23 protein-coding genes and 1 pseudogene are annotated in these 26027 nt (G+C 70.6%); 15 read left to right on the forward strand and 9 right to left on the reverse strand.

The features are described 5' to 3' along the window. Nucleotides 1-6: 6 nt before the first annotated feature. Entirely contained in the window at nt 7-1212 is a 1206-nt protein-coding gene (locus A7B18_RS00620; RefSeq protein WP_102124731.1) for a TolB-like translocation protein, read from the reverse strand. A 36-nt stretch (nt 1213-1248) separates the two neighbouring features. Further along, nucleotides 1249-2913: a M12 family metallopeptidase gene (locus A7B18_RS00625; RefSeq protein WP_180969951.1), complete on the reverse strand. Its 1665-nt coding sequence runs from the start codon at nt 2911-2913 to the stop codon at nt 1249-1251. Nucleotides 2914-3269: 356 nt separating this feature from the next. On the opposite strand from A7B18_RS00625, the gene yczR reads away from it, so the two are divergent. Together yczR and yczE are read left to right on the forward strand one after the other, a co-directional pair. Further along, the gene (gene yczR / locus A7B18_RS00630) at nt 3270-4733 is read left to right on the forward strand and encodes a MocR-like transcription factor YczR (RefSeq protein ID WP_102124733.1); all 1464 of its coding nucleotides are present in this window, start codon (nt 3270-3272) and stop codon (nt 4731-4733) included. Nucleotides 4734-4880: 147 nt separating this feature from the next. Further along, on the forward strand, nt 4881-5510 hold the full coding sequence (gene yczE, locus A7B18_RS21750) for a membrane protein YczE (RefSeq protein WP_219722071.1): 630 nt from the start codon (nt 4881-4883) through the stop codon (nt 5508-5510). Between the two features lie 88 nt (nt 5511-5598). Here yczE and A7B18_RS00645 read toward each other — a convergent pair whose 3' ends face one another. Then, the gene (locus A7B18_RS00645; RefSeq protein WP_102124736.1) at nt 5599-5829 is read right to left on the reverse strand and encodes a hypothetical protein; all 231 of its coding nucleotides are present in this window, start codon (nt 5827-5829) and stop codon (nt 5599-5601) included. 289 nt (nt 5830-6118) lie between these two features. On the opposite strand from A7B18_RS00645, the gene A7B18_RS00650 reads away from it, so the two are divergent. Beyond that, nucleotides 6119-6520, forward strand: coding sequence for a MerR family transcriptional regulator (locus tag A7B18_RS00650; protein ID WP_102124737.1), 402 nt, complete (start codon nt 6119-6121; stop codon nt 6518-6520). A gap of 26 nt (nt 6521-6546) precedes the next feature. Here the strand turns inward: A7B18_RS00650 and A7B18_RS00655 are convergent, their stop codons facing one another. Together A7B18_RS00655 and A7B18_RS21755 are read right to left on the reverse strand one after the other, a co-directional pair. After that, nucleotides 6547-9627, reverse strand: coding sequence for an AAA family ATPase (locus tag A7B18_RS00655; RefSeq protein ID WP_146009405.1), 3081 nt, complete (start codon nt 9625-9627; stop codon nt 6547-6549). Between the two features lie 240 nt (nt 9628-9867). Beyond that, nucleotides 9868-10014, reverse strand: coding sequence for a hypothetical protein (locus A7B18_RS21755; protein ID WP_180969952.1), 147 nt, complete (start codon nt 10012-10014; stop codon nt 9868-9870). A gap of 36 nt (nt 10015-10050) precedes the next feature. Here A7B18_RS21755 and A7B18_RS00665 point away from each other — a divergent pair, with 36 nt between their 5' ends. Beyond that, the gene (locus A7B18_RS00665; protein ID WP_219722072.1) at nt 10051-10770 is read left to right on the forward strand and encodes a TetR/AcrR family transcriptional regulator C-terminal domain-containing protein; all 720 of its coding nucleotides are present in this window, start codon (nt 10051-10053) and stop codon (nt 10768-10770) included. A 369-nt stretch (nt 10771-11139) separates the two neighbouring features. On the opposite strand, the gene A7B18_RS00670 is transcribed toward A7B18_RS00665, so the two are convergent. Further along, nucleotides 11140-12360, reverse strand: a complete 1221-nt coding sequence (locus A7B18_RS00670) for a sensor histidine kinase (RefSeq protein ID WP_102124741.1) — start codon at nt 12358-12360, stop codon at nt 11140-11142. Continuing rightward, nucleotides 12357-13037, reverse strand: coding sequence for a response regulator transcription factor (locus A7B18_RS00675; protein WP_245872672.1), 681 nt, complete (start codon nt 13035-13037; stop codon nt 12357-12359). The genes A7B18_RS00670 and A7B18_RS00675 overlap by 4 nt, the downstream gene beginning before the upstream one ends. A 158-nt stretch (nt 13038-13195) precedes the next feature. On the opposite strand from A7B18_RS00675, the gene A7B18_RS00680 reads away from it, so the two are divergent. Together A7B18_RS00680 and A7B18_RS00685 are read left to right on the forward strand one after the other, a co-directional pair. Beyond that, on the forward strand, nt 13196-13663 hold the full coding sequence (locus A7B18_RS00680; RefSeq protein WP_102124743.1) for a DUF6326 family protein: 468 nt from the start codon (nt 13196-13198) through the stop codon (nt 13661-13663). A 105-nt stretch (nt 13664-13768) separates the two neighbouring features. Continuing rightward, nucleotides 13769-14395, forward strand: coding sequence for a DUF2306 domain-containing protein (locus A7B18_RS00685; protein ID WP_102124744.1), 627 nt, complete (start codon nt 13769-13771; stop codon nt 14393-14395). Nucleotides 14396-14717: 322 nt separating this feature from the next. Here A7B18_RS00685 and A7B18_RS00695 read toward each other — a convergent pair whose 3' ends face one another. After that, on the reverse strand, nt 14718-18122 hold the full coding sequence (locus A7B18_RS00695; protein ID WP_102124746.1) for an ATP-binding protein: 3405 nt from the start codon (nt 18120-18122) through the stop codon (nt 14718-14720). 175 nt (nt 18123-18297) lie between these two features. On the opposite strand from A7B18_RS00695, the gene A7B18_RS00700 reads away from it, so the two are divergent. From A7B18_RS00700 to A7B18_RS23035, 9 genes and pseudogenes are all read left to right on the forward strand, one after another. Then, nucleotides 18298-19584 (forward strand): glycosyltransferase, encoded by a 1287-nt coding sequence (locus A7B18_RS00700; RefSeq protein ID WP_102124747.1) that lies wholly within the window; start codon nt 18298-18300, stop codon nt 19582-19584. Between the two features lie 199 nt (nt 19585-19783). After that, nucleotides 19784-20092, forward strand: coding sequence for a hypothetical protein (locus A7B18_RS00705; protein WP_102124748.1), 309 nt, complete (start codon nt 19784-19786; stop codon nt 20090-20092). A gap of 126 nt (nt 20093-20218) precedes the next feature. Next, on the forward strand, nt 20219-21814 hold the full coding sequence (locus A7B18_RS00710) for a trypsin-like serine peptidase (protein WP_102124749.1): 1596 nt from the start codon (nt 20219-20221) through the stop codon (nt 21812-21814). 130 nt (nt 21815-21944) lie between these two features. Next, complete coding sequence (locus A7B18_RS00715) at nt 21945-22199, forward strand: hypothetical protein (protein ID WP_102124750.1); 255 nt, start codon at nt 21945-21947, stop codon at nt 22197-22199. Between the two features lie 88 nt (nt 22200-22287). Continuing rightward, a complete protein-coding gene (locus A7B18_RS00720) occupies nt 22288-22782 on the forward strand; it encodes a VOC family protein (RefSeq protein ID WP_102124751.1) in 495 nt (164 codons plus the stop codon). Between the two features lie 134 nt (nt 22783-22916). Then, complete coding sequence (locus A7B18_RS21155; RefSeq protein ID WP_146009406.1) at nt 22917-23105, forward strand: hypothetical protein; 189 nt, start codon at nt 22917-22919, stop codon at nt 23103-23105. 101 nt (nt 23106-23206) lie between these two features. Next, a complete protein-coding gene (locus tag A7B18_RS00725) occupies nt 23207-24301 on the forward strand; it encodes a cytochrome P450 (RefSeq protein ID WP_102124752.1) in 1095 nt (364 codons plus the stop codon). Continuing rightward, on the forward strand, nt 24298-24945 hold the full coding sequence (locus tag A7B18_RS00730) for an alpha/beta fold hydrolase (protein WP_245872673.1): 648 nt from the start codon (nt 24298-24300) through the stop codon (nt 24943-24945). The genes A7B18_RS00725 and A7B18_RS00730 overlap by 4 nt, the downstream gene beginning before the upstream one ends. A 204-nt stretch (nt 24946-25149) precedes the next feature. Continuing rightward, nucleotides 25150-25581: pseudogene (locus A7B18_RS23035) on the forward strand (helix-turn-helix domain-containing protein); the annotation flags it as partial. Between the two features lie 172 nt (nt 25582-25753). On the opposite strand, the gene A7B18_RS22370 reads toward A7B18_RS23035, so the two are convergent. Continuing rightward, complete coding sequence (locus A7B18_RS22370) at nt 25754-25981, reverse strand: hypothetical protein (RefSeq protein ID WP_245872674.1); 228 nt, start codon at nt 25979-25981, stop codon at nt 25754-25756. Between the last annotated feature and the right edge of the window lie 46 nt (nt 25982-26027).

The following is a 26027-nucleotide window of genomic DNA, read 5'->3' on the forward strand; positions in this document are numbered from 1 at the left end:
CCCTGCTCAGGGTCCGAAGCGGCGCACCCGGATGTCGGTCAGTTGACCGTCGCCCTGGTCGAAGGCCACGGTAGGCACGCCGTCGGGCGCGGCGGCCAGCGTCGGGCGCCGCGCCCGGCCCGGCGGGTTGATCCGCTCCCCGACGAGGGTCCAGCGCCCGGCTGCCGCGTCCCAGCGCTTCATGACGAGCGCGCCGCCTTCGGCCCACACGACCGCCGTCTGGTCGGGCGTGACGATCAAGGAGGGCTGGTTGGCCTCTGCCGCCGGGTTCAGGTCGAGCGGGCCGCCCAGCGTGACCCACGACCCGCCCCCGCTGCGCCGCTTGACGAGCACGTCGTGGTGGCCATTCCTGAACTCGGTCACGGCCACGACCGCTGCGCCCAGGGGGTCCACGGCGAGCGAGAAGCCGCCCGCGCCGCCCACCGTGCTGGGGGAGGCCACGGCTTGCAGGGCGCTGCCGTTCCAGCGGCGCACGGCCACGCGCGGGCCGTCCGGCGAGTTCTGGGTGTAGGCCACGAACAGGCCGTTGCGGTTGATCGCCACCTTCGGGTTGTTGCCAAAGTCGAGGCTGCCGTCCGCGTTGGCCCCGAGGTTTTGCCACGTGCCGCCCCGGTAGCGCCGCACGTAGACCTTGAGCTGGCCGCCGACCTGTTCGGTCCACGCCAGGTACGGCGTACCGTCCGGGTGCAGCGCGAGGTGCGGCAAAAAGGCGCGGCCATTCGCGCTGAGGCCCTGGTCAGAGAGAGGATCGAGCGGAACCCAGCTTGAGGCGCCGCCCTGCACCACGCGGCGCTTGACACGGATCACGGTGCGCCCGCCGCTGGCCTGGGTGAAGGCCACGGCCACGCTGCCGGTCCCGTCGGCGGCCAGCGAGGGCGTGACGGCCTCGCCGCCCTCGGCGTTCAGGAGCACGGGCGCGCTCCAGCCCGCGCCGAGCGCCTCGCGCACGAAGACCTGAATCTGCGGCCCGGCGAGGTCGGACCACGCGACGAGGGCCTGCCCCCCCGCCAGGGTCAGCGAGGTGCCTTCGGAGAAGTGGTCGGGGCTCACGTCGAGCGGTTGAGGCCCGAGGTCCTGCCAGGTGCAGGCCGGGCAGGGAGTCAGGGCCGACGCCGTGAGGTTCGGCGAGCCGTAGGGAGGCGGCGAGGGCTGGCCGCACGCGCCGAGGAGCAAGGTCAGGCCGAGCAGCGGGATCAGGGTCTTGGTGGGCATGGGGGCTCCTTGGATGAATGGGAATTTCTAGGGGCGTCAGCGCAGCGTGCCCAGCACGTCGCGCCGCCCGTCGCCGTCGAAGTCGCCGAAGACGAAGCCGCTGGGTGGGGCCGTGAAGGGGGGCATCCGTAGGGAGTCGGGCAGCGGCGTCCACGGCCCGCTCCCGCCGGACGAGACGATCCAGCCCTGCTGCGCGTCCGTGCGGTAGATATCGGTGCGGCGGTCGCCGTCGAAGTCCCCGAACTTCAGCGCGCTCAGGGGGGCAGAAGAAGTGTTCAGCTCGGCCCAGGGTTCCGTGGCGCCCGACGAGACCCACCACGTCCCGTTGGTGGTGCGGAACACGTCGGTCCGTCCGTCCCCGTCGAAATCCCCGAAGCGCAGGCCGGGCACCTTGAGGGCCGAGGTCTGGACGCGCTGCCAGGGGGTCGCGCCGCCGTAGGACACGAACCACGCCCTGCCGTTGCCGTAAAACACGTCGGTGCGCCCGTCGCCGTCGAAGTCCCCGAAGCCGAGCTGCGAGGGTGCCACCGAGGAGGTGTTCAGCTCGGTCCACCAGTCCACTCCGCCGCGCGAGAGCCACCACGTCCCCCCCGAGGAGACGAACACGTCCGTCTTGCGGTCGCCGTCGAAGTCGCCGAGGCGCAGCACGTCCAGACCCTCGCACTTGCCGCTGCTGAGGGTGACCCAGGGGGCGGCGACATTGCCCTGCGAGGTGGCGACGAACCACAGGCAGCGGCTGGTGTCCACCGTGAAGAGGTCCGTGCGTCCGTCCCCGTTGAAGTCCCCGGTGGCGAGGTCGGCGGCCTGGTGGCCCGAGCCGCCGAAGTTGCGCCACATCCTCGCCCCGCCGTCCGAGACGATCCAGTTCCTCAGGTGCAGCCAGTCCACCGCCGCCCGGTCGAGCGGGCTGATGCGCTCGCCGCCGTTCATGGGCAATCCCGACGGAATCGAGTCGTACACGGGGTTGCCGTTCACGCTGCACCCGAAGCGGTCGTAGTGCATCAAGGAGTTCAGGTCGTAGGCGCCGATGTCCAGCCCGTCGGCGATATGCTTTTCCTCGAAGGCGCTGCGGCACAGCCCGTCGCGCAAATTCGCCCACTGGATGTTGATGTGGTGGCTGCGGTCCTCGCGGGTCTGCTCGTGCCACAGGCCGATGGTGTGCCCGAGTTCGTGCGTCAGGGTCGCCGCCGAGCAGTCGCCCGAGGAGGTCATCAAGACCGCCTGCTGCCCGCCCTGCCGCCCGATGGACGAGAAGCACCAGTCGGCCTGGGTCCCCGCCTGAAAGTTGATGAAGTCGGCCTCGGTGGACCGCGCCACGAAGCGCACCGGCGTGACGGCCTCCCAGGCACGCATGGCGGCCAGGGCGTTTTGCCGCCCCAGCGCGGTGACGGACGCCTCGAAGGCGAAGGGCACGACCCCACCCGGCCAGCGGTAGTCCACGGGCGCGTCGCGGAAGACGCTCTGGGGGCTGAGCTTGCCCCGCTCCAGATCGGCCAGCTTGCCGACGATGATGTCGCCCTCGACGGTGGCGTACTCGCCCACCACGTCCACGGTGACGGTCTTGCCGCGCAAGGTGAGCTGCCGGGTCTCCCCGCCCGGGGCGGGGGCGGGATCGGGGCTGCCCGCACAGGCGGCGAGCATCAGGGGGCCGAGAAGGGCGAGGGGGTGCCAGGAGCGGTCATCTTCGGTCTTCGTGTGCATCGTGTGTTGCCTCCGCCGGTCGTCCGGCATCGGGTCGGTGCCAGCCGCGCCCCCGCCTCCTCGGCGCCGCTCGCCCGCGTGGTGTTGAGAGGCGGCCTTCCCCCGGTCTGGCCGGTGGGAGGGCTTGTTCTTGCCCGCTTATGGACCCATCTCGACTCCTTTACCTGTGGGCGGGGTCATTCCCTCTCCCGGAAGGAAGTGTCATGTGAACCCGATCAAAACTTGATCAAGGAACAGAAGCGGACGGCTGAAGGGTGGGCGAGCCACGGTGGCCGGATGAACGCTCTGGTCGCCATGCGGCCCAACCTCCTCTGAAGTGGTTCTCTCTTCCATAGCCAGTTGAGGTAGAGTGGCCCATGCGGGCGCGCGGGCTGAATACGGTGACGTTGCGGGGCGTGCTGGGACAGTGGGCCGCCGCTGGCCCCGCGTACCGGGACCTGGCGGGGGCGCTGCGCCAGCTCATCCTCGACGGGCGGGTGCCGCTGGAGACCCGGCTGCCCGGCGAGCGCGAGCTGGCCGCCGCGCTGGGCGTCAGCCGCACAACCGTCACCGCCGCTTACGCCGCCCTGCGCGACGAGGGCTTCGTGGTCACGAGGCACGGCACGCGCGGCACCACGGCCCTGCCCGTGAGGACCGCCGCGCTGACCCTGCCGTTCGGGGCCGCGCCGACCTCCGGCGGGCCGCTCGACCCGCTGCTCGACCTCGCCTACGCCACGCTGCCCGCGCCGGGGGGCGTGTTGCATCAGGCGTATATGGCCGCGCTCCAAGCGCTGCCCGCGCACCTGCCCACCCACGGGTACGACCCGCTGGGCCTGCCGGCCCTGCGCGCGGCCCTCGCCCGGCGCTATACGGCGCGGGGACTGGCGACCGACGCCGAACAGATCATGGTGACGTTCGGCGCGCAGCACGCCCTGGGGCTGCTGGTGCAGGTGCTCATCTCCCCGGGCGACCGGGTGCTGGTCGATCACCCGACGTACCTGTACGCACTGGACGCCTTCCGGCGGGTGGGCGGCCGCCTCGTGCCCGTCGCGCTGGATGAGGGGGGCTGGGACGTGGAGGCGCTGCGGGCCGCCCTGCGCCAGACCTCCCCGCGCCTGGCCTACCTGATTCCCGATTTCCACAACCCGACCGGCCACTGCATGTCGCCCGAGCAGCGCCGCGCCACCCTGCGCGCGGCCCACGAGAGCCGCACCACCGTCATCGTGGACGAGACCTCGGCGGACCTCGCCCTGGACGGGCCGATTCCACCCCCTGCGGCGCTCCACGACCGCTGGGGGGAGGTGGTGAGCATCAGCACGCTGAGCAAGTCCGTCTGGGGCGGCCTGAGAATCGGCTGGATCCGGGCGCCGCGCCCCCTGATCGCCCGGCTGGCGGGCGCCCGCTCGGCCCTCGATCTCGGGACGCCCGTGCTGGAGCAACTCGCCGCGGCGCATCTGCTGGCGGAGGAGGCGCCCATCCTGGCCGCCCGCCACGACCTGCTGAGGCGTCAGCGGGCCGCCCTGCTCGAAGAACTCGCCGGGCAGCTCCCCGACTGGCGCTACCACGTGCCGGAAGGGGGCCTGTCGCTGTGGGCCACGTTGCCGCGTCCGGTCAGTTCGGTGCTGGCGGGGGCGAGCGAGCGGTACGGCGTGCGGGTGCTGGCGGGCGCCCATTTCGGGACCGAGGGGGGCCTGTTCGAGCGGCAGATGCGCGTGCCGTTTACCCTGCCGGAGCCCGCGCTGAGGGAGGCAGTGGCCCGGCTCGCGCGGGCGTACCGGGCGGTGACCGGCTGGACGCTTCCTACCCCCATGGGTCCTCCGCCCTATCCCAGAGGCGTGTGAGCCAGGACCTTGCCTCACACGCCGTTTGAACAACCGAGCGGGCGGCTCCAGGCTCCCGGCGGAAATGCACATGCTCGACCTCCTCATAAGGCCACTTCGGGCGAACTGGCACTAGATATATGAGCCAGTCTCGAAAATGCTGGGTGCATGATGATCCGGCGATTCGTTCAGCTTCTGGTGGGCCTCACGCTGTATGGCGTTTCCCTCGCCCTGATGGTGCGGGCACATCTGGGGCTCGATCCCTGGGACGTGTTTCACCAGGGCGTCGCACAGCGCCTCGGGTGGAGCCTGGGCACGGTCGTCAACGTCGCGGGGGCCCTGGTGCTGCTGCTGTGGCTGCCCCTGCGCCAGTGGCCGGGGCTGGGCACGGTCTGTAACGTCCTGGTGATCGGCCTCGCGGTGGACGCGGCCCTGGCGCTCCTGCCGCCGGTCTCCGGGCTGCCCGCTCGCTTCGGGCTGCTGGTCGGCGGCGTGCTGCTCAACGCGCTCGCCACGGCGGCGTACATCGGGGCGGGGCTCGGCCCGGGGCCACGCGACGGCCTGATGACCGGCCTGGTGCGGCGCACGGGCCGCTCGGTGCGGCTGGTGCGGACCGGGATCGAGGGGGTGGTCCTGATCGCCGGATGGTTGCTGGGCGGCCCGGTCGGTGTGGGAACCGTCGCCTACGCCCTGCTGATCGGGCCGCTCGTGCAGGTGTTGCTTCCGCATCTGACGGTTCAGCCCGCGGGGGTGACCTCCTCGGGACAGGCGTCCGGGGGGCGGTGGAACGGGGCTTGAGGCGCCGCGTTCTCTGAGAGCGTGGGGGGCAACGTTCCCCGCTTGTGAGCAGGCCCCCAGGCTGAGCAGCCGGGCACGCCGGAAAGGGTCAGGGCCGTACCGGGAGGGGCTGACAGGGACAGGGCGCGAGGACGCCGGGAACGGCCTGTCCCGGCGGGTAGGCCGAATGGCCGAGGTCCCGCGCCGCCCGCACGTCCTGCTGATAGATAGTCCACTCGTCGAGTGGCGGGCGGATTTCATCGCGCAGGCTGCCGCGCGTGGTTTCCCGCGCCTGCGTGCGGACAATCCCGGCGACGATGCCGAAGAGGTCAAAGCTCATGGTGGACTCCTGCTCCGCGCCGGACGCGTGAGGGCGGCCTGCCGGGGCAGGTCCGCGAGAATGAGGGCCCGATCCTGTCCAGCACACGCTTCCTCTGTGGCACGCGGCGCTGGTGATCTGGACCCAGCCTAGAAATTCGAGCGCGCACGCAGTCAAGCCCCCTGCCAGGCGGGCCGAACGGCTGTCCTGGCGGTGCCGGGGGGAACGTTGGCGGAACCGGGCGCGTCCGGAATCACCCCCGAACCTTCGAGCGCGCACGAGGGTGGATACTGGCGTTCGGAGGTGAGCCGTGGAGGAGACGTACACCATTCAGGAGGCTGCCGGGCGCAGTGGCGTCACGGTCCACACCCTGCGCTACTACGAGCGGGCCGGGCTGCTCTCGCCTCCCGGACGGTCGAGCAGCGGCTACCGCTTCTACACAGCAGGCGACCTGGGCCGGGTGCGCTTCCTGACCATGCTGCGCCGCACCGGGATGCCCATAGAGCAGATGCGCGCCTTCGTGGCGCTGGAACGCGAGGGGCGGGCCAGCTTCGGGGCGCGCTACGAGCTGCTGGCGGCGCACCGCCGGGACCTGATGACCCGGCTCGCCGAGCTGCAAGGCCATCTGACCTACCTCGACGAGAAGGTCCGCTACTACTGGGAGCTGGAGCAGCGCCAGCGGCAGGAGCGGGAGGGGGCGACCCCGGTCTAGGGCCGGTCGGGGAAGTGCGGCAGGTCCTAACCGGACACGCGGGCGCTCAGAAATTCCTCGGGCGTGGGGGGCAACGCCAGGCTGATCTCGGCCCACCCCTCCCGCTGCCGGGTGTAGAGCGCCGCCGCGACGCGGGGTTGCCCACTGCCCCGCAGGGCCTCCAGGGTGAGCCGCAGCGCCTCCGGGTCGTAGGGCTCCATCTCCAGCAGGATCAGGCCCAGTCGGGCACCCTCCCGGGCGTCGGTGACAGACAGGCGCTCCACCCCGGCGCGCAGGGCCAGCGTCAGCGCCTCTCTCGCCTGCGGGACCCAGCCCTCGCCCAGCCCCTCCAGGTACGGCGCGCGCCACAGGGCGGGGTCGCCGGTCGCCAGGAAGCCTTCCGCGTCCGAAGTCACCTCGTCGCCCAGTCGGTAGCCGCCGGGGGTGCTGCAAATGCTCCCCGCGCCCAGCGCCCCGCGGATCAGGTAGACGTGCTGGCGCAGGGTGAGCTTGGCCTGGGGTTCAGGTTCGCCGGAATACAGGGCGTCGAGGAGGCCCAGCACGCTCACCTCGGCCTGACCCGAGAGCCGCGCCTCCAGCAGGCAGCACAGCAGTTCCAGGCGCTTGCGGCCGCGCCCCGCGAGCGCCTGGCCGTCCCGCTCCAGGCCCGGCCGCCCCAGCACCCGCAGCAGGAGCGGAGGAGTCGGGGGACCTGGGGCGGGCCCCTCCTGTTCCAGCGCCGGGAAAGAGCGGACGGCCAGCCGGGCGTACCCCAGCAGGCCCTGTGCCCGGAACCACCCGGAGCGCCTGCGGGCCGCGTTCTCGTCCCCCCGCAGGCGGTCGGCCTCCAGCCCGGCGCGTCCGGCATTCACGGCGTCGCCCTCCCGCGCGCACACCTCCGACGCGGTGAGGTACGCCCGGCAGGCCTGCGCGGTCTGTCCGTCCGCCTCCAGGGCCGCGCCCAGAGCGAACCAGCCGCGCGCCGTCTCGTCCGGGTGGGCCCGCGCCAGGTCGCGGCATTCCCGGGCGAGGGCCAGGGCCTCCGGGGCGTTGCGGTTCCACGCCTCGGCGCGGGCGGCGCAGGTCAGCCCCCAGGCCAGCAGGTTCGGGGCTCCGATTTCGCGGGCCAGGGCCAGGCCCGCCCGGGCGTGCCGCCGGGCCAGCGGTGGTCCAGCGGCGGGCCGCCAGTCGAGGTAGAGCGAGGCGAGGTCGAGGTGGTTCTCGCAGCGCGGCGAGAGGAGGTCGTGCCGCGCGTACACCGCCCCGCTCTGCTCGAAGCAGGCTTCCGCCTCACGCCAATGGCCCTCGTCCACCAGCAGCCGGGCGAGGCTGTCTTGCACCTGGGTGTAAAAGCGCAGATTCCCGAACTGGGCACTCCAGCCCAGCGCCTCGCGCAGCTTGATGCGGGCGTCCTCTAACCGGCCTAACCTACGGCAGGCGACGGCGGAGTTCCTCAGGGCCTGCGCGATCAACCCGGGGGCGCCGTCCTCGCGGGCGTGCGCCAGTGCCCGCTCGAAGGCCGCGGCCCCCTCCTGCAGGTGTTCCTGCCGGGTGAAGGTGATGGCCCGCAGGTTCCAGGCGAAATACCCGTCGCGCGCGCCCTGGGGCTCGCGGGCCAGCATCCGCTCCACCAGAGGTTCGGCCTCGTCCACGCGGCCAAGGCTGCTCAGGGCAAAGCAGACGTGCGACAAGGTAAAGGTGTCGGCCCCGGCGTGAAACTCCGGGTGCGCCGCGTACAGCGCGAGCAGGTCCTCGCGGCGGCCCCGCAGGTGCCGGACGAAAATCAGGGTCCGCCAGCGCGCCTCGTCCAGATCGGGGAAGTCCGCTCCCCCGGCCAGCAGCGCCTCGGCGTCCCCGGTCCGCCCCAGGCGGGCCAGCACCTCTGCGCGCAAGATGAGGGCGTGGGGATCGGGCGGCGTGCCCGAGGCCGCGACCTCGGAGAGGGTGTCCGCCTGCCTGAGGTCGAAGGGCAACAGGTCGCGCGCGGCCCGGAGCGCCACCTGCACCCGCCCGCTGGCCTCCAGGTGAGGGAGCAGCCGGACCAGCCAGCGGGCGGCGCCCGCCCGGTCCCCACGGGCCTCGGCCTGTCGGTGGGCCGCCTCCAGCAACAGGTAAAGCTGCGCCTCCTCCAGTCCCGCCGCCTCGGCAAACTCGGCCGCACGTTCGGGGTCGTCCGTGAGGACCTGGACCGCCTGGCGCGCGATCTGCCGCCGGGTCCCGGGGGGCGTCTCCGCCCGCGCCACCTCTTCGAAGAGCGGGTGGGCGAAGTGGACGCCCCGGAGGAGACCGTGGGCTTCCAGCCGCCCCCGGACGCGCAGCAACTCGTCGGGGGGCAGGTCGGCCACCCGGGCCCACAGCGTCTCGTCGGCCCCAGCCTCGCCGAGCACGGCCCGGACACGCAGTGTGCCTAGCAGCTCGTCATCCCCGAGGCCCGTCAGGGTCTGCGCGATGATGGCCTCCACGCTGGCAGGGGTGGTGGTTCCGGGAGGCGCGCGCCAGTGCCAGTGCTGCCCGTCCGACCAGAAATGCCCCTGGCGCGTCAGGTATCGCCAGAACTCCAGCGTGAACAGCGGGTTGCCGCGGGCACGGTCGTACACCCACCCCAGGCCCTCCGGGGGCAGGGGTGGGCGGGCCTGCCCTTCGAGAAGCCTGGCCGACTCTTCGCGGTCCAGGGGCGGCAGGCGCGCGCTGCGAAACACCTCGGGCGGCCTCTGACGGCTGCCCACCACCAGCCCCACCCCACGAGAGCGGGTGACGGCCTGCGCGAGCGCGTCAATCAGCGCCGCGCGTTCGGGGGACGCCTCGTGCAGGTCGTCCAGGTGCAAGACGATGGGCGCCGAGCTGACCAGGGCAGTGACCAGGGTGTCCACCACCAGGGCCGGGTCGGCGGGCTCGTCCGCCAGGAGCCGTTCGAACGAACGCTCGGCCCACCCGGGGAGCCGTGGGGAACGCGGCAGGGCCGCCACCAGGGCGTGGAGTGGACGGACGGCGGGCAGGCTGAGCCAGACGCAGGGCAGGCCGCGCAGGAGTTCGGCTGCCGCGTGGCTTTTGCCAATGCCCGCCTCGCCCCACAGCCCCACGGCCACACCGGCTCGCCGGGAGGCCACGGCGCGCAGAGCGCGGGTCATGCCCAAGGTCACCTCCTGCCGCACGCCCCACCTCCCCACCGGACGGTGTCTCCTGATCCCGACCGCGCTCCTGACCAGGCGTTCGTGTCTGGACACCGGAACGGGGCAACAGGCGGGAGTGCCCGGCACTTCGTCTCCCAGGCTACGCGGTTTTCCAAACGCCGAAACAGATTCGGAGAACAAGAGGTGCCATTCCTATTGGGAGTTCCGTCAGGGAAGCGGCGCCCGCTCGCAAGAGGGCTAGTCAGGAAGGCGGGAGATGCCCCGGTCGTCCTCCTGCGGCGCCTCGCCCAGCGCCAGGCGCGAGTAAACCTCCAGCGCTTGCCGTGAGGCGTGTCCGTTGTACGGCTGAACCGGGGCGTCGTCAAGGTCCTGGTTCCCCGCCAAGTCAGCAGGAAGTGCCGCAGCCTGTGCGGTGAAACGGTGGTCAAGCCCTGCCTGCTCGGCGTACCGCTTCAGCATTCGTCTGATCCCCCGATGGTCAACCGCCCTCCCCTCAGCCGCGAGCGCGTCGTCGAGGCCGCCGCCCAGGGGGCCGACCGCGACGGGCTCGCGGCCGTCTCGACGCGCAACGTCGGCAAACAGCTCGGCGTGGAGGCGATGTCGCTCTGCCACCACGTCGCGAGCAGGGACGACCTGCTCGACGGCCTGGCCGACTGGGTCTTCACGCTGATCCACCTTCCGGCCCCCGGCGAGCCCTGGCGCGCCGCCATGCGGGCGCGGGCCCTCTCGCTGCGCCGGGTGCTCTCCGAGCGCGCCTGGGCCCTGACCCTGACCGCGTCCCGGCGCGTTTCCGGAGCGGCGGTGCTGCGCCACCACGACGCCGTCCTGGGCTGCCTGCGGGCCGACGGCTTCAGCGTCGCGCTCGCCGCGCACGCCTTTTCGGCCATCGACGCCTACGTCTACGGCTTGGTCCTGACCGAACTCAAGCTGCCCTTCGGGCCTGCCGAGGGCGCAGACACCCTCACGGCGGAGCTGAATCTGAGCGCCCAAGATTACCCGCACCTCGCCGAGTTGCTCGCCGAGCTCGTGACCGGACGGTCCTACCGCTACGCCGACGAGTTCGAGAACGGCCTGATCCTGATCTTCGACGGTCTGGCGAGACGGGTGGGGTCCCCGCCCGGACGCCGGAACCGGACCTGAGGGTCCCTCCTGGCCGGGGCCGCCAAGCAGCGTTCCGGCACGAATTTAGAGAATTGGGAAGGGGAGGGTGTCGGGGGAGCGGCGGCAAGACGCAACAGGGCAAAAACCCGCTCCTTAACGGAGATGCCCCTTCCTCCCTCCAGCGGTTTCAAGTGCCGTCTCCGCTTCTGGAGACAGAACTCTGGGTTCCATAGACAGGTCTCTCGTCGCGTCCATGCCGTAGGCCGCTTGCCCGATAGAACATGCCAACACGGGCAGCAAGCGGCTCCACCCTGTCAACCTGTCTGGCCCTATTGCGCTTCGGCGCACCTTCCCTAACAGCTCCCCTAGAAGATGTGAAGTCGCATCTCCTCCGAGCGGATGAGAACTTCAGAATCGTGGCCTTGTCCCGTGAAGCCCATCACCCTCAGCGAGTGGGTTCAGCGTGATCTGCACCCCCGCTCCCGTGTCGGTGTTGAACAGCCTCATCTCGCCGCTGTGGGCTTCGATCAACGATTTCGAGATCGCCAGCCCCAGCCCACTTCCGCCGCGCCCACGTTCCCGGTCCGGGCCGCTGTAAAACCGTTCGAAGGCCCGGTTCAGGGCTTCTGCCGTGAACCCGGCGCCGGTGTTGTGAATCTCGATGTGGACGGCCCCCGCTTCCACCTCAAGCTTGATCCAGACCGTGCCGTGCGGGGGGGTGTGGCGCAGGGCGTTGGTCAGCAGGTTATGGACGACCTGCTGCAACCGGCGCCGGTCGCCCGTCACCCTGACCGGTTCGGCACAGAGGTCCAGGAGAAGCTGGGCGCCCTGTGCCTGGGCTGCTTTCAGGTGATCGGCGTGCAGACGGATCAGGACATCCTGCACCTCCACCGGGCCAAGGTCGAGCCGCAATTCGCCCGCTTCAGCCAGCGAGAGAAGTTGCAAGTCCTCAATCAGTTTGGACAGCAGGTCGGCGTGGCCGATCAGTTTCTCCAGTTCCTGCGGGCTGGCGGGCAACACGCCGTCACGCACCCCTTCCAGCCGCCCGCGCAGCACGGTGACCGGCGTGCGGAGTTCGTGGGCAATGGCGGCCACGCCGTAGCGCCGTTCCCGTTCCAGCCGTTCCAGGGACGCGGCCATGAGGTTGAAGTCCCTCAGGAGCCTCGCCGTTTCGTCGCTGCGGCGGTTCAGACTGCGGCTGGGCGCGGCGCGGGCGGTGAAGTCCCCGGTGGTCAGCCGGTTCGCGGCGGCAGACAGGAGGGTCAGGGGGCGGGCAAACCGCCGGGCGGACCACCACACGAGCAGGGACAGCAGGGTGAAGAGCAGCACCAGGGCGAACACGAACAGGGACCGGATCTCATCCACATTCAGGGTGGTTTCGGACAGCCGTCTGGCCTGTGCCAGCAGGGGGTCGAGTTGATCCGGGGAGACCTGCAACCCGGCGGTGAGCAGTGCCCTGGTCTGGCGCTGCACCTCCTCCATGAACACCGACCAGGCGTAACTCAGGACGACGAACACGGTGAGAGAGGTCAGCAGCACCACCCCCAGCATGGTTTTGTAGAGGTCGGCGGCCAGGGAGTTCCAGCCGCGCCACACGGCCGGCCAGGGCGTCCCCCGCTGCGGCTTCATTCGTCCGCCAGTCGGAAGCCCGCGCCGCGCACGGTCTGAATGAGGCCCGGCTGACCCGCCCCTTCCAGTTTCCGGCGCAGGTTCCACAGGTGGGTGTCGATCACCCGTTCCAGCGCCTCCGACTCGGGCAGGGCCACTTCCAGCAGTTCTGCCCGGGAACAGACCCGGCCCCGGTGCCGCAGCAGGTGTTCGAGCAGGCGGTACTCGGTCATGGTCACGTCGAGCCGCTCACCGGCCACCCGCACCCGCACGGCCAGCGGATCGAGTTCCAGCCCGGCAAAACGGAGCGGTTGCCCCTCTGTCTGCATTCCGGCGCGGCGCAGTACGGCCCCCACGCGGGCGACCACCTCCAATGGGCTGAAAGGCTTGACCACGTAATCGTCCGCGCCCATCTTGAGGCCCAGGAGTTTGTCCAGGTCTTCCGCGAAGGCCGTGACCATGATCACGGGCGTCCCCGCCGTTTCCCGAATGCGCCGCAGCACCTCGAAGCCGTCGAATTCGGGCAGATTGACATCCAGCAAGACCAGATCAGGCCGGGCCGCGCGGTGCAATTGCACGGCGGCGGAGCCGGTGCTGGCACGCTCGGTGCGGAACCCCTCGCGGCGCAGATACACCTCCAGCACCTCGGCGATGTCTGGCTCGTCCTCCACGATCAGCACGAGTTGACCCCGGTTCACGCCTTCCAGTGTAGGCACCCTTGCCAAGACCACGCCCGGGGCGTGTCGAGAAAACTTGTCAATGTCCCGAACGCGTCTTGTGGGTCGCCGCACACACTCCATGCAGGGCGGCACGTCGCTGTCCAGGGAGTGAGCTTTACCGAGCGAAGGAGCAGAACATGACACGACCCGTCCCCATCCACAGCGCCCCCAAGGACCCGCCTATCCCGGTGCAGATCAAGCTCGCCGCCGCCTGGACCAGCTTCATGTTCCTCTACATCTACGTCGACATCTTGAATTTCTACAAGCCTGGCGTCGTCGACGGCATCCTGGCTGGCCTCATCTGGAAGTTCGACATCAGCTCGACGTTGTTGACCCTGTTCCTCGTGTCCGTGTCGATCCCGGCCATGATGGTGTGGCTGTCCATGACGCTGCCCGCCCGGGTCAACCGCGCCACGAACCTCGTCGTTGCATCGCTCCTCATCCCCTACTCGGTGTTCAACGCGGCAGGGGCGACCTGGGAGTGGGCCGCCTTCTACGGCTTCTCCATCGGCCTCGAGGTGCTGCTCCTGGCCTTCATCCTGCGCTCCGCCTGGACCTGGCGCCGAACGCACGAAGGCGCAGTAGATGTCGCGACGGCAGCTTGACGTCCTCCTCCATTTTCGTGGAGTCGGTGGGCATGGTTGCGGGCGGCGAGCCCCCATTCGTTGTTCCATGTTCGGGGCGTCTCCATATCGCCGGGGTGACCGGCTGTGAACACGCTGCTCTGGATCGTGACCGTGATCCTGTCGCTGCTGGTCATCGTCCTCTCCGCGCCCTACCTGACCCTGAATCCAGAGGTCTATCTGGACGTGCAGCGACGCGTGTATGAGCTGCACACGGTGGGCATCGTGCTGCACATTGTGGGCGGGAGGGTGGCGCTGGCCCTGGGGCCGATCGGCTTTCTGCCCACCCTGCGCCTGAAGCGTCCCCGGTGGCACCGCGCGGTCGGCAGGGTCTATCTGCTGGCGGTGCTGCTGGGCGGGGTGGCCGGGCTGTCCATGGCGATGTTCGCGTACATGGGCGTGATAACGGGGCTGGGATTTGCCCTGCTGGCCTGCCTGTGGCTGTACACGGGGGCGCGGGCCTGGCTCTCGCTCCGGCGTGGAAACGTTCAGGCGCACCGCCGCTGGATGATCCGCAACTACGCCCTGACCCTGGGGGCCGTGAGTTTGCGGGTGCAACTGCTGATCCTGAGTCCGTGGCTGGACTTCGACTCCAGCTATGTCGTGGTGACCTGGTCGAGCTGGCCCGTCACGCTGGCGCTGGCGGAAGGGTATCTGCGGCGCTCCGCCCTCAACGCGGCTGTCATGGGCAAGGGCGGGGGCGAGCGTGCCTGAACCTCTCTGCCGTTCAGGGCCTGGAACGCCGTGTTCATCGGCATCTTGGCTCAGAGGGCATCGGGGCACGCCGAGCACCGACTGTTGAGAGGAGCGGCCAGGACGCTGCGCAGCCGAAATCTGACGTTCAGAGCGTTCTCGCAGGACTCGCCGTCCAGCACAGGCAGCTCAGCCCCTGAACGGCGGAGGTACGTCTGGGTGCCGTGCTTGGCCTTGCTGTTCTTGACCGTTTGCACACTTCCTCATGCTGGGCACTCGGGCACCCCATCCTCACATCACGTCTCCGCAGTCACTCCCCAAGAGTCCTACCGTCCGGCTGGGGTCAGGGCGCCGCTGACCGCTCTGCCATACGAATCACCTGCTGGCTGAATGGCAGGGCCAGGAGGGCCGCCCGCCGTTCAGGCTCCGGGATGGCCTCGGCTGTCTTCCGAAACGCCGCGAGGGCGTGCCCAAAATGCTCAGCCGCCGCCTGCTGCCCGTGGGCCTGCGCCGCCGCACCGAGCGTCCAGTGGTACAGGTCGTGGTGCACCGGCCAGATGCGCGCCAGGTCGAGCGTGCGGAGTTCGTCGGCCGCCCTCCGGGCCTGGGGCAGATCCGACTGAACCAGGTGGGCCTGAACGAGGTGACACAGCGCCAGCGCCAGATCGGACGTCCGCCTGTCGGCCCGCAGAAGCTGGGCGGCCTGGTCAAGCCGCGTGGCCGCCTGCCGGGGGGCGCCCAGGCCGAGATCGGCCACGCCCAGCCAGGTCAGGGCCTCCGCGTGCCGCCGCGCCTCGGTGTCCGAACGGGTCAGGTCGGCGCCCTGGCGGGCCAGCTCGCGCGCCTGGGCGTGCTGCCCCAGCCGGGTGTAGGCCCAGGCCGCCCCGATCAGGCAAGCGGTGGTGTACATGTGGTCGTGGGTCTCCAGCGCCAGGGTGTGGGCCGCCGCCATCCCGGCCAGCCCCTGCTCCACGGCGCCGGTAAAGACGTCCAGGGTGGCGAGGTTGAGCCGCACCGCGATCAACCCCTGGGTGCGGCCCAGGGCGCCCCACAGCTCGCCAGCGCGGGTGTAGTGTTCCCGGGCGTCCGGCCACCGCCCCTGCTTGATCGCGGCGCCCCCCAGGAAGGCTTCGGCCGTGGCCTCCCCGTTGCGGTCGAACCGCAGCAGCGCGAGTTCGAGGTGGCGCCGGGCGTACCCGAGGGTGCGCACCACGTCATCGTTTTCCTGGGTGAGCATCAGGCCGATGTCGATGGCGATGGCCTCGTGGTGCCCGTCGCCGCTGGCCTCGGCATGGGCCAGGGCCTGCGCCAGCAGGACCTCCGCCGCCTCCAGGTGCCCGCGCCTGATCTCCACCAGGGCTTCGAGGTGCAGCCCCGCCAGCCGTTCTAGGGGCTCGCCGAGGGCGCCCAGCGTCTGGCGTGCCGGGGCCAGTCCCTGCGCGGCCGCGCCGGTCTCCCCCCGCAGGTAGTGCCAGCGGCTCAGGAAGAGGGCGGCCCGCGCCTCCCACAGCGGCGCCCCGGCGGACAGGGCCTGAAGCTCGGCGATCAGCTCACGCTCGCGGTGCTGGTCGCCGGTGCGCCGGTACAGCAGGACGCGCCGCCGCAGCGCCTCACGCCGCGCGTCCAGGTCACCCCAGGTCTGCGCCAGCTCGCTCAGGGCGTCCAGGTCGCGCTCCCAGTCGGGCAGGTCGGCGCCGCGCTGGCCCAGCTCCTCGCGGAGGGCCAGCAGGTCGAAGCGCTGCCGGAGGTCGTCCGTAAAGATCAGCGCCCGGTCCAGGAACTGCCGGGCGTCGTCCGGTGCTCCCTGCGCGGCGGCCTGCCGGGCGGCCTGGGCGTAGTGGGGCGCCGCCTGGGCGCCCAGGCCGCCCAGATCGAGGTGCCGGGCGAGGTCGGCGGCCTGGGCGGGCGCGGCCCCCCCGGCCAGTTTCAGCCCGGCGCGGCGGTGCAGGCGCGTGCGCGCCGAGGCGTCCAGGCCATGGTAGACGCACTCCTGGACCAGGCCGTGGACAAAGGCCAGGTGCCCGCCGAAGGTCTCGCGCAGGAAGCGGGCCGCGATCAGCTCGTCCAGGGTGCCCAGCACCTCCCCCTCGGGCCAGCCGCTGATCTCCTGGAGGCTCGAGGCTGGAAAGGCTGGCCCCAGCACGCTGGCGATTTCCACCAGGGTGCGTGGAGGTGGCTCCAGACGCTCCAGCCGGAGGCGCACGGTCTCCTGAATGCTGCGGGGCACCTGCCCCGTGTCCGAATGCAGGGCCTCGTGGGCCAGTTCGGTCAGGAACAGCGGCAGGCCCTCGCTGCGGCCCGCCACCATGGCCGCCGTGGCGGGCGGCAGGGTGTGCCCGGCCACCCGCAGGGCGTCGTCCGGGCGCAGGCGGCGCAGGGCCAGCAGTTCGGCGGCCCCCTCCTCCCGCAGGCGGCGGCGCACCCCTTGCAGGGGGTGGCCGGGCGGCAGGTCGTCGCGGCTGGTCGCCAGGATGAACGTGCGCGGCGGCGCCCGGCGGATCAGGAAGGCCAGCAGGCCGAGCGAGGCCTCGGAGGCCCAGTGAAGGTCTTCCATACCCAGCAGCACCGGGCGGGTGCGGGCCAGGGCGCCCAGCGCGTCGGCCACACTCGCGGCCAGCCGTTCACGCTCCTGTTCGGCGGGGAGGGCGGTCACCTGCGGCAGCCCCGGCACCCTGGCACGCAGGGCGGGCAGCAGGGTCGCCAGCACCGGCAGCCAGGCGGCGGCCCCCGGCACGTCTAGGAGCAGCGGCAGCGCCCCGCCCAGCGCGTCGGCGAGTGCCTGATGCGGGCGGGTCTCCGGCGAGGTGGTGCGGCCCACCAGCACCAGGGTGCCCTCGGCCTCGGCCCCCAGGGCCAGCTCGCGGGCCAGGCGGGTCTTGCCCACGCCCGCCTCGCCACTCAGCCAGGCCGCCGGGCCACGCCCCCGACTGGCAGCGGCCCAGAGGTCGCGCAGCCGCCGCAGTTCGTCACTTCGCCCTACCAGCGGCAGGTGCCACGGGGCGGCGTTCCGGCCCGTTCGCCCCGACTCAGCCAGTGGAAAGGGATCAATCACCTCACCGTGAGTCAGCCGCTCGCGCAGGGCGAGGGTCTCGGGCATCGGGGGCACGCCCAGCTCGGCGTCCAGATGCAGGGCGAAGCGGTCCAGCCGGGCCAGGGCGGCGGTGCGGTTCCCCGCCTCGGCGTGCAGGGTGACCAGTTGGCGCAGCACGTCCTCCCGCAGCGGGTCCTCGGCCAGCAGCCGCTCGGCGTGGGAGATGGCGCGGGTGTAGTCCAGGATGGCCCGGTGCTCCCGAACCAGCGCGCCCAGCGCCACCAGATACCGCGCCCGCAGTCGCTCGCGTTCCGGGAGCAGCCACTCGTCCTCGTCCTGGCCCTGGAGCAGGGGGCCGCGGTAGAGGTCCACGCCCGCGTTCAGGGTGTGGTCCTGCCCCGTCAGGGTCTCGAACTCGGCCACGTCCACCCACAGCCGCGCCCCGGCCAGGTGCAGGTGGGTGGGCGTGGCGTGGACCCACTCACCGGCAGGCAGGGCCGCGCGCAGGTGTTGCAGGTGGCGGCGCAGGTTGGCGCGTGCCTCGCCGGGATCATGGTCGGGCCAGAGGCTGCGTGCCAGGGCCGCGCGCTCCAGCGGGCCAGGCCCGGCCAGCGCCAGCCGGGCCAGCAGCGGCAGGGTCATGGGCGGCGCGCGCCAGGCCACGTCCTGATCCCGGTAGGTCAGGCGGGCCGGGCCGAGGAGATAGAGCTTGAGCATGGGCGCCTCCTGAACGCGGGGAGCGGTCCGAACCCAGCCTAGCTGGGGCCAGGGAGGGGCGGATGTGTGGGACGGAGGGGGTGGCCCCGGTGCGCCTGCCCGGCCTGGACGCTTTCTGGACGGGCCTGGGCGCACCTTGAGCCTGGCAGTTCGCTGCCGAGGCCCGAGGTGACCCATGTCCAACATTCTGATCGCCACGCTGCCCCTCGCCGGGCACGTGAACCCCCTCCTGCCCCTGGCGCGCGAACTCGTGACGCGCGGTCACGGGGTCCTGTGGTACACAGGCCGCCACTTCGAGACGGCGGTGCGCGCCACCGGTGCCGACTATGCGCCCTTCGCCTCGGCGCCGGACCACGGGGACACCCCGCTCGACGACGTGTTTCCCCGGCGGCGCGGTCGGTCGGGCCTGAGAGCCATCGACTTCGATATGCGCCACGTCTTCGCCGACCCGATTCCCGCCTACGTGCGTGACCTCACGGCCCTGAACCGCCGCTTTCATGCAGGCACCCTGGTGACCGACGCGGGCTTCCTGGCGGGCGCCGCGCTGAGGCGGTTGCTCTACCTGAAGTGGGTGGCGGTCGGCGTCATGCCCCTGCTGGCCACCAGCGTCGACACCGCGCCCTTCGGGCCGGGCATCGCGCCGCGTTCGGACGCTCTGGGTCGGCTTCGCAACCGGGCGCTGAGTGCCCTCCTCCAGCGTGGCCTGCTGGCCGGAGCGAACGCCCACACCGCGCGGGTCTTCGAGACCCTGGGTCTGGGGCGCCCGGCGCGCTTCATGATGGACCTGCCCTTCCACGAGGCGGACGTGTACCTCCACGGCAGCGTCCCCACCTTCGAATACCCGCGCCGCGACCTGCCGGGGAGCGTGAAGTTCGTGGGTCCCCTCCTCCCCGACCCGGCGACCACTTTCGTGCGGCCCGCGTGGTGGGACGAGTTGCGCGGCGGGCGCCCGGTGGTTCACGTGACCCAGGGCACGCTCGATCTCGACTTCGAAAAGCTCCTGCGGCCCACGCTGCAAGCCCTTGAACGCGAGGACGTGCTCGTGGTGGCGACCACCGGCGGAAGGCCCGTCAGCGACGTGCGAGGGCCGCTGCCCGCCAACGTCCGGCTGGAACCCTTCATTCCGCATGACGTGCTGCTGCCCTTCGTGGACGTCATGGTCACGAACGGCGGCTTCGGCGGCGTGCAGCGTGCCCTCGCGGAAGGGGTGCCGCTGGTCGTGGCCGGTGACACCGAGGACAAGCCCGAGGTGGGGCGGCGCGTGTCGTGGAGTGGGGTCGGGATTGACCTCCGGTCCGGTCGTCCGCGGCCTGGGCGCATCCGGGATGCCGTGCGCGCGGTGTTGCGTACCCCCAGCTTCAGGGCACGCGCCCAGCACCTGCAACAGGAATACCGCGCGGTCTCCGGGCCGCGACTGGCCGCGGATTACATCGACGCGCTGTTGGGCGCCCGCACGATCTGAAGCGGGCGGGCGCCCCTTCTGATGTCGGGACCGCTGCCTTGGACGCTGTTCACCGGGCTGGTCCACGTCGCCGGAGACCAACCGACCCTGCTGCCGTGCCCGCTGCGTGCCGGGTCAGGGATGCGCCCACAGTGATGAGAAGCCCCGCGCCGAGGGTCCGGCGCCCAGGCCCCGAACGTTGAGGCCCAGGAGGTTCGTCATGCTTCCAGAAATAATCGTCGCGCCGCTGCTGACCATCATCGCCAGCTTCGTGTTCCGCCGCTTCGCCCGGGGGGTGCCCGTCTGGAAACGCGCCGCCAAATGGGCCGTCTACCTCGGGGTGGGCGGCCTGGTGACCCTCCAGGTCGGGCGCCCGTGGTCGCTCGTCTGGATCTGGGGGGTGCCCGCGTTGGCGGTGGCGCTGCACGTTTTCGGATGCGCCCGGCTTGGCCTTCATCCCCTGACCGCCGAACCCCGGACCTGGCGCCGCGAGGCGGGCGGGGAGGACAGGCCGAAGGCCGGTTCCTGACTTGCAGGGCGGCGAAGGGGAGCCAGAGGCCACGAAGACCGGCTGGACGGATTCTGGACGCCCCGTCTTCAACACTGCTCAAGACGGTTCCGCCCGCACCCAGCGGGGAACCGAGGAGGTTTCACCATGTCTGTTCGTTTCACCCCTTCCCTGCCGTGCGCCGCGCTGACGGCTCTCCTGCTCGCCGGGTGCAGCGGCCCCAGCGCCCCAGCCCCGGCTCCCGACCCGTTCACACGCGAGTCGACGGCCCTGCCGGACGCCCTGCCCGTCGCGCTTGATCTCAGCGAACCCGTCGACGCCGCAGTCGAGCGCTTTGACCGCGAACTTCAGGGGGTGGCCACGCCCATGCCACTGCCCGCGCCGCGCGACCCCGGCGCCCCTGCGCCGCCGGTCGGCCACCCCTCCACGATCGTCGGCAAGAACCTGATCACCGGGGAAGTCATCTCGCGGCCCTCCCGGACAGAGCCGCTGCCACCCATTCCCCCGCCCGTGCTGCCGCCCCCATCCACCGACGAGCAACGGGCAGCCCAGGGTCTGCTCCAGGCCCAGGGGGGCACCCTGCTGAGTCCCAGCTCGACCTTCGCGTCCAAGAACACCCCGATCATCCGGTATGAGACGTTCTTCCCCAAGAACAACAAGCACAACCAGTGTTCTGGAGCGATGGTCAGCTCGCAGTGGATGATCACCGCTGCCCACTGCGTCTACAAGTTCGTCGCTTCCGGCTCGCCACTCAACGAGTACGCCAGCAGCATCAAGGCTTTTGCAGGCTACAACGGCGACCAGAGCACCATCGGCTTCACGTTCGCAACGCAGATTCTGATCACCGGAAACTGGCGCGAGTTCGGCGGCGGCTTCAACGAGGACATCGCCTGGGTCCGGCTCAGCCGTCACCTCGGCGGGGTCACCGGGTTCTACGGCTACACGGCGTCCTCGAACTGCAACTTCTTCAAGACCACGACGCTGTCGAGCTTCGGCTATCCCGGCGAGACACCGTACGACGGCAAGAAGGTCTTCGGCGGCACCTTCACGGCGGATTCCTGCGCGGGCGACGGGAACTCCTGGCCCTTCAACGGCGTGACGGTCAACACCCCGGCCTTCGGCGGCCAGAGCGGCTCGGCCCTGCGCGCCCCGTCCCAGGATTCCGCCTATCCCGGCATCGTCATGGGTGTGCTCACCAACAGTGACCGCCAGACGTATTCCACCTTCAACCGCCTGACCAACCAGCATGTCCTCGACCTCGGGGACGCCATCGTGGGAAGCACCCCCAAGACGCCCGACCTGATCGCCATGAGCGTGCGCGTGCCCCCGCCCCAGATCACCCCCCCTTCGGCGGCCAGTCTGTCTCCCCAGCGCATTGACGAAAACAATCCGGTCAAGCTCACTGCGGGCGGGCCGGTCCAGGTGTCGTTCAGGCTGTTCAACAACAGCTATGCTCCCTTCAACGGCAACGTGCAATACAACGTGTATCTGTCGGAGGACAGCAATGTCAACGGAGCAGACCAGTTCCTCGGGGCGTATACCACTGCGGTAGACCTCAAGGGCAATTCAGGGCTGCATATCAAGACGCCCGCGGGAATGAAGGTGCCCTCGTGCGTCTCCAAGCCTTTCGCCGCCGCCACCATCGGGGTCATCGTGACCAACTTCGACGCCAATGGCGGCAACAACGACTCGAGCGGCGAGGACGCCCTGCCCGTCAATGTGGCCAACGTTCCCAAATGTTGAGGGCGGGCCGCTGAGGGCCTGTCCCCTGACCCCAGCTTCCAAAGCAGGCGTCGTCGCCCCACGGCGGCGGCAGCCTGGCTGGGTGTCGCTATGGGCCTGATCTCACCCCGTGCCGTGACGAGGAGCATCCATGAACCCTCAGTCCACTGCGACCGACCAGGAAACCGTGATTCACGCCATGCATGACGCTTTTCACTGCCGCAATTTCCAGGCGGGTGCCCAGTTGTTCGCCCCGATCTTCAACAACCACGGCGTCCAGCTCCCGCGTGAAGCCATCATCGCCGTCTGGACGGACATCTGCACGCGCTTCCCTGACGCCCGGTTGGGCATCGTGACCCTGAGTGCCGAAGAGCACCCCCTTGGAAGAGGCGGGCGACTTTCGTAGGTCTGTTGCTGAGAGCACATAGTCCATCTCTCACCACCAGACAGGATTTGAAGATAGCCAAAGAGGTCAAACCATAGAGGATTATTCCATGATTCGAGGCCTGTTCGAGACCCACATCAAGGTCGCCGATCTGGAGCGGGCGATGGACTTCTACGGCCGCGTGCTGGGGCTGACCCTCGGCCGCCGGGAGGACGACCGCCGCGTGGCCTTTTACTGGGTGGGCGCCTCCGGCGAGGCCATGCTGGGGCTGTGGGAGGTGCCGCCGCCGCAGGTGGTGTCCCAGCATTTCGCCTTCCGCAGCTCGCCCGCAGAGATGGAGCACGCCACGGCCTACCTGCACGCGCGGGGGCTCAGGGGCCACAACTTCCTGGCGGACGGCACCGAGCGCCCGATGGTGTTCGGCTGGATGCCCGCGCTGGCCCTGTACTTCCGCGACCCGGACGGGCACACGCTGGAACTGCTCGCGATGCTGCCCGAACCGGCGCGGGCGGAGGTGGGCGTGGTCTCGCTCCCGGAGTGGCGGCGCCTGTCTGAAAGCGGGGAGGCGGGGCCAGGGGCGAACCGGCCTTTCACCGAACGCTGAGCGGGCCCCTCGCCACCCAGCCGCTTGAGCTGTCACCACCCTCGCCGACGCCGAGCCGCCCCGCCAGGAGCACACCGGTACCAAGGTTCCCTCCCGCCGAACTCCTGGCCTTCACCCCCTCGCAAGCGGCCCTCGTGGCGGCCTGGCACGTCCCTTCACCGCCCAGCCCCGAGGTGGTGCTCGCCTGGCAACGTGACGCCGTGGTCGAGGTGCGCTCGTTCGTCCTCGTGCGGGGAGAGCCGCTCGCTTACGGCGAACTGTGGATCGACCGGGAAGAGCAGGAGGTGGAACTGGCGCGCCTGATCGTCGATCCTGAGGCGTAGGCAGCAGGGCTGGGGTAGGCGGCTCGTGAAGCAGCCCCTTTCCCACGCTGGCGCAGCTTCGGCAACAACCCACCCGGCGGGTCTCCCTGTTCGGGCAGGAGGTGTGGCTGATCGCGCGCTTCGACGACGCGGTGAGCGCGCTCAAGGACCAGAACCTTGCGCTGGGCCAGTTCTGGGAGGGGGTGCCCGAAGTGGGCGGCAACGTGCAGGCGGCGTTTCCCAACGTGCTGAACACGGACGGCCTCGACCACCGCCGGCTGCGCGCCCTGGTCAGCGAGGGCTTTACCCCCAGGTTCGTCGAGAGCCTGCGTCCGCGCGTGCGGCACCTGGCCCACGAGCTCATCGACGCCATCGAGGCCACCGGGGGGCGCGGATTCGACCTGATGGAGGCGTTCGCGGCGCCGCTGCCGATCCGGGTCATCTCGGACATGCTCGGCCTGCCTGCGGGAGACCATGAGCGGCTGCGCGTCTGGGCCGATCAACTGACCGACGACATCGGCCAGCGGATGTCGGGGTACCCGGAGTCCATGGAGGCGTTCAAGGCGTACCTGCGGGCGCTGTTCGAGCACCAGCGGGCGCGGCCCGGCGACGACCTCGTGTCGGCCATGGTCCGCGCCGGGGAGGGTGGGGACGCCCTGAGCGAGCGGGAGCTGATCGGCATGACCTCGCTGCTGATCTTCGCGGGCCACGAGACGACGGTCCGGCTCATCGGCTCCGGGATGCTGGCGCTGCTCCGGCGCCCGGACGCCGTGGCCGAACTGCGTGCCCGACCCGAACTCTTGGCCCCGGCGGTCGAGGAACTGCTGCGGCTGGAGGGACCGGCGACCATGACCAGCCCGCGCTCCGCCCTGGCGGACGTGAGGCTGAGCGACTGCACCGTCCGCGCCGGCGAATTGGTGGTGGCGCTGGCGTCGGCCAACCGCGACGAGACGCAGTTCGCCGGCCCCGACGAACTCCACATCGCCCGTGGGCTCAACCGGCACCTGGCGTTCAGCCGGGGGGTGCACTCCAGCCTGTGGGCGCCGCTGGCCCGGCTGGAGGTGCAGGAAGTCATCGGCGCCCTGCTGGAGCGCTTTCCCCACCTCGCCCTGAACATCGACCCCAGGAGGGCCCATGACCCCGACCCACGCTTCCCCCCCAAACCTACGTCCTCGTGCACGGCGCCGGACTCGGGGCCTTCATCTGGGACCGCGTGAGGCAGAGGTTGGAAGGTGCCGGACATACCGTCGTCACCCCCGACCTGCCCGGACACGGCGCGGACCAGACGCCCGAGGACGAAGTCACCCTCGACGCCTGCACCCGGGCGGTCGTGCGGGCGGTGGGCGACCGCATGGGGGTCGTTCTGGTCGGCCACAGCTTCGGCGGCGTGGTGACCGCGCAGGTGGCCGAGCACCTTCCGGAGCGGGTGGGCCACCTGGTCTACCTCGCCGCCCCGGTCCTCCCCGACGGCCAGAGCAACGCCGAGGTCTCGCAGGGGGACCCGGCCAGCCTGCTCAACCCCAACGCCGTGCTGGAAGACGGCATGATCCGCTTTCCAACCGAGTGGATCGGTCCAGGCCTGTGCAACGACTGCACCCCGCAGGACGTGCGGACGATTCGGGAGCGGGTGCGCCCCTTCCCGCCGGGTCTGCTGCTCATGCCCGTCCACCTGACGCCGGAGCGGTTCGGGCGGGTGCCCAAGTACGACCTCCTGGCCGCGCGGGACCAGACCGTGAGCTACGGGTTTCAGCGGGCGACGCAGGCCCGGCTGGCCTTCGCCGGCAGTCACACGCTCGACGCCTCGCACATGCCGATGCTGTCCCGGCCAGATGAACTGGTGGCCATCCTCCAAAGCCTGTGAGGGCGGCGCTCCGTTCCGCCCCAGGGACGACAGCGCCCCCCGGGCAGAACCCGGGCCGCTGTCCGTGGCGTTCCCCCGCTCCGCTCACCCCGCACCGAACCCCCGGGTGACGTGGTCACCGCTCCCAGTGGTGCGAAGGCCGTGTGGAGCGGCACCGGCGGCACCCGATCTAAGTACGACTACGGAAGTTGTGCGGGGTGTAGGGTGGGGTCCTCACCGTACCGAGGAGGTCGGTATGCACCCTTTCGGTTGCCGCCCCCATCTGCCGAGCAGCTTGAGGAACTTGAGCACCTGTACCGTACTGGGGGAGACCATCTGCGCATTCGGGCCTTGATCGTCCTGCTCTCAGCAGAACAACAGCGAAAGGTGGCTGAGATTGCCTCGCTGGTGCGATACGACGAGGAAACGGTTCGCCGCTGGTTGCATCGCCACGTTGCCGAGGGGATACAGGGTTTGGCAGACGCACCGCGGTCCGGTGCTTCACCCAAGGTCACCCCGGAGTACCGCGAACGGCTGTTGAGCGTGGCCCGGCAGCGGCCACGCGCCCTAGACCTGCCCTTCTCACTGGGGACGGGATGGCGCATGGCCGACGACTTGGCGGAGCAGACCGGGATCCGGCTGAGTGCGGTGAGCGTCTACCGCTCGCTGCATCAGGGAGGAATCCACTCCAACCGACCCCAGCACACCAGCACCAGCCCTGACCCCGAGTACGCCGTGAAAAAAAGCGGTCGAGGAAGCCCGCGACCAGTTGAAGCCCGGAGAGGTCTTTTACTACGCCGACGAGTTCAACATCAGTTGGTTACCGACCTTACGGGCGATGTGGAGCCCCGTGGGCCAGCAGGTCCCAGCAGGTCATGGTTCCGACACCGGCGCAGCCGGTGCGCCGGTACGGGGCAAAGAAGCAGATCACGACCAGCAAGGCCGTAATCAGCAGCCCCAGCAGCGCCCCGGGCTGGCGGGAGAAGCGGCGCCAGGCGGCAGAAGAGCGGCTGCGGGGCTTAATCTCCCGGGGCAACGTCGTGCGGTCTACGGTCAAGGGGAGCCTCCCTCCAGGTCGGGCGCGTTTCAGGGCGGGGCGCGCC

It is taken from the genome of Deinococcus planocerae, from assembly GCF_002869765.1.
Classification (GTDB): Bacteria; Deinococcota; Deinococci; order Deinococcales; family Deinococcaceae; genus Deinococcus; species Deinococcus planocerae.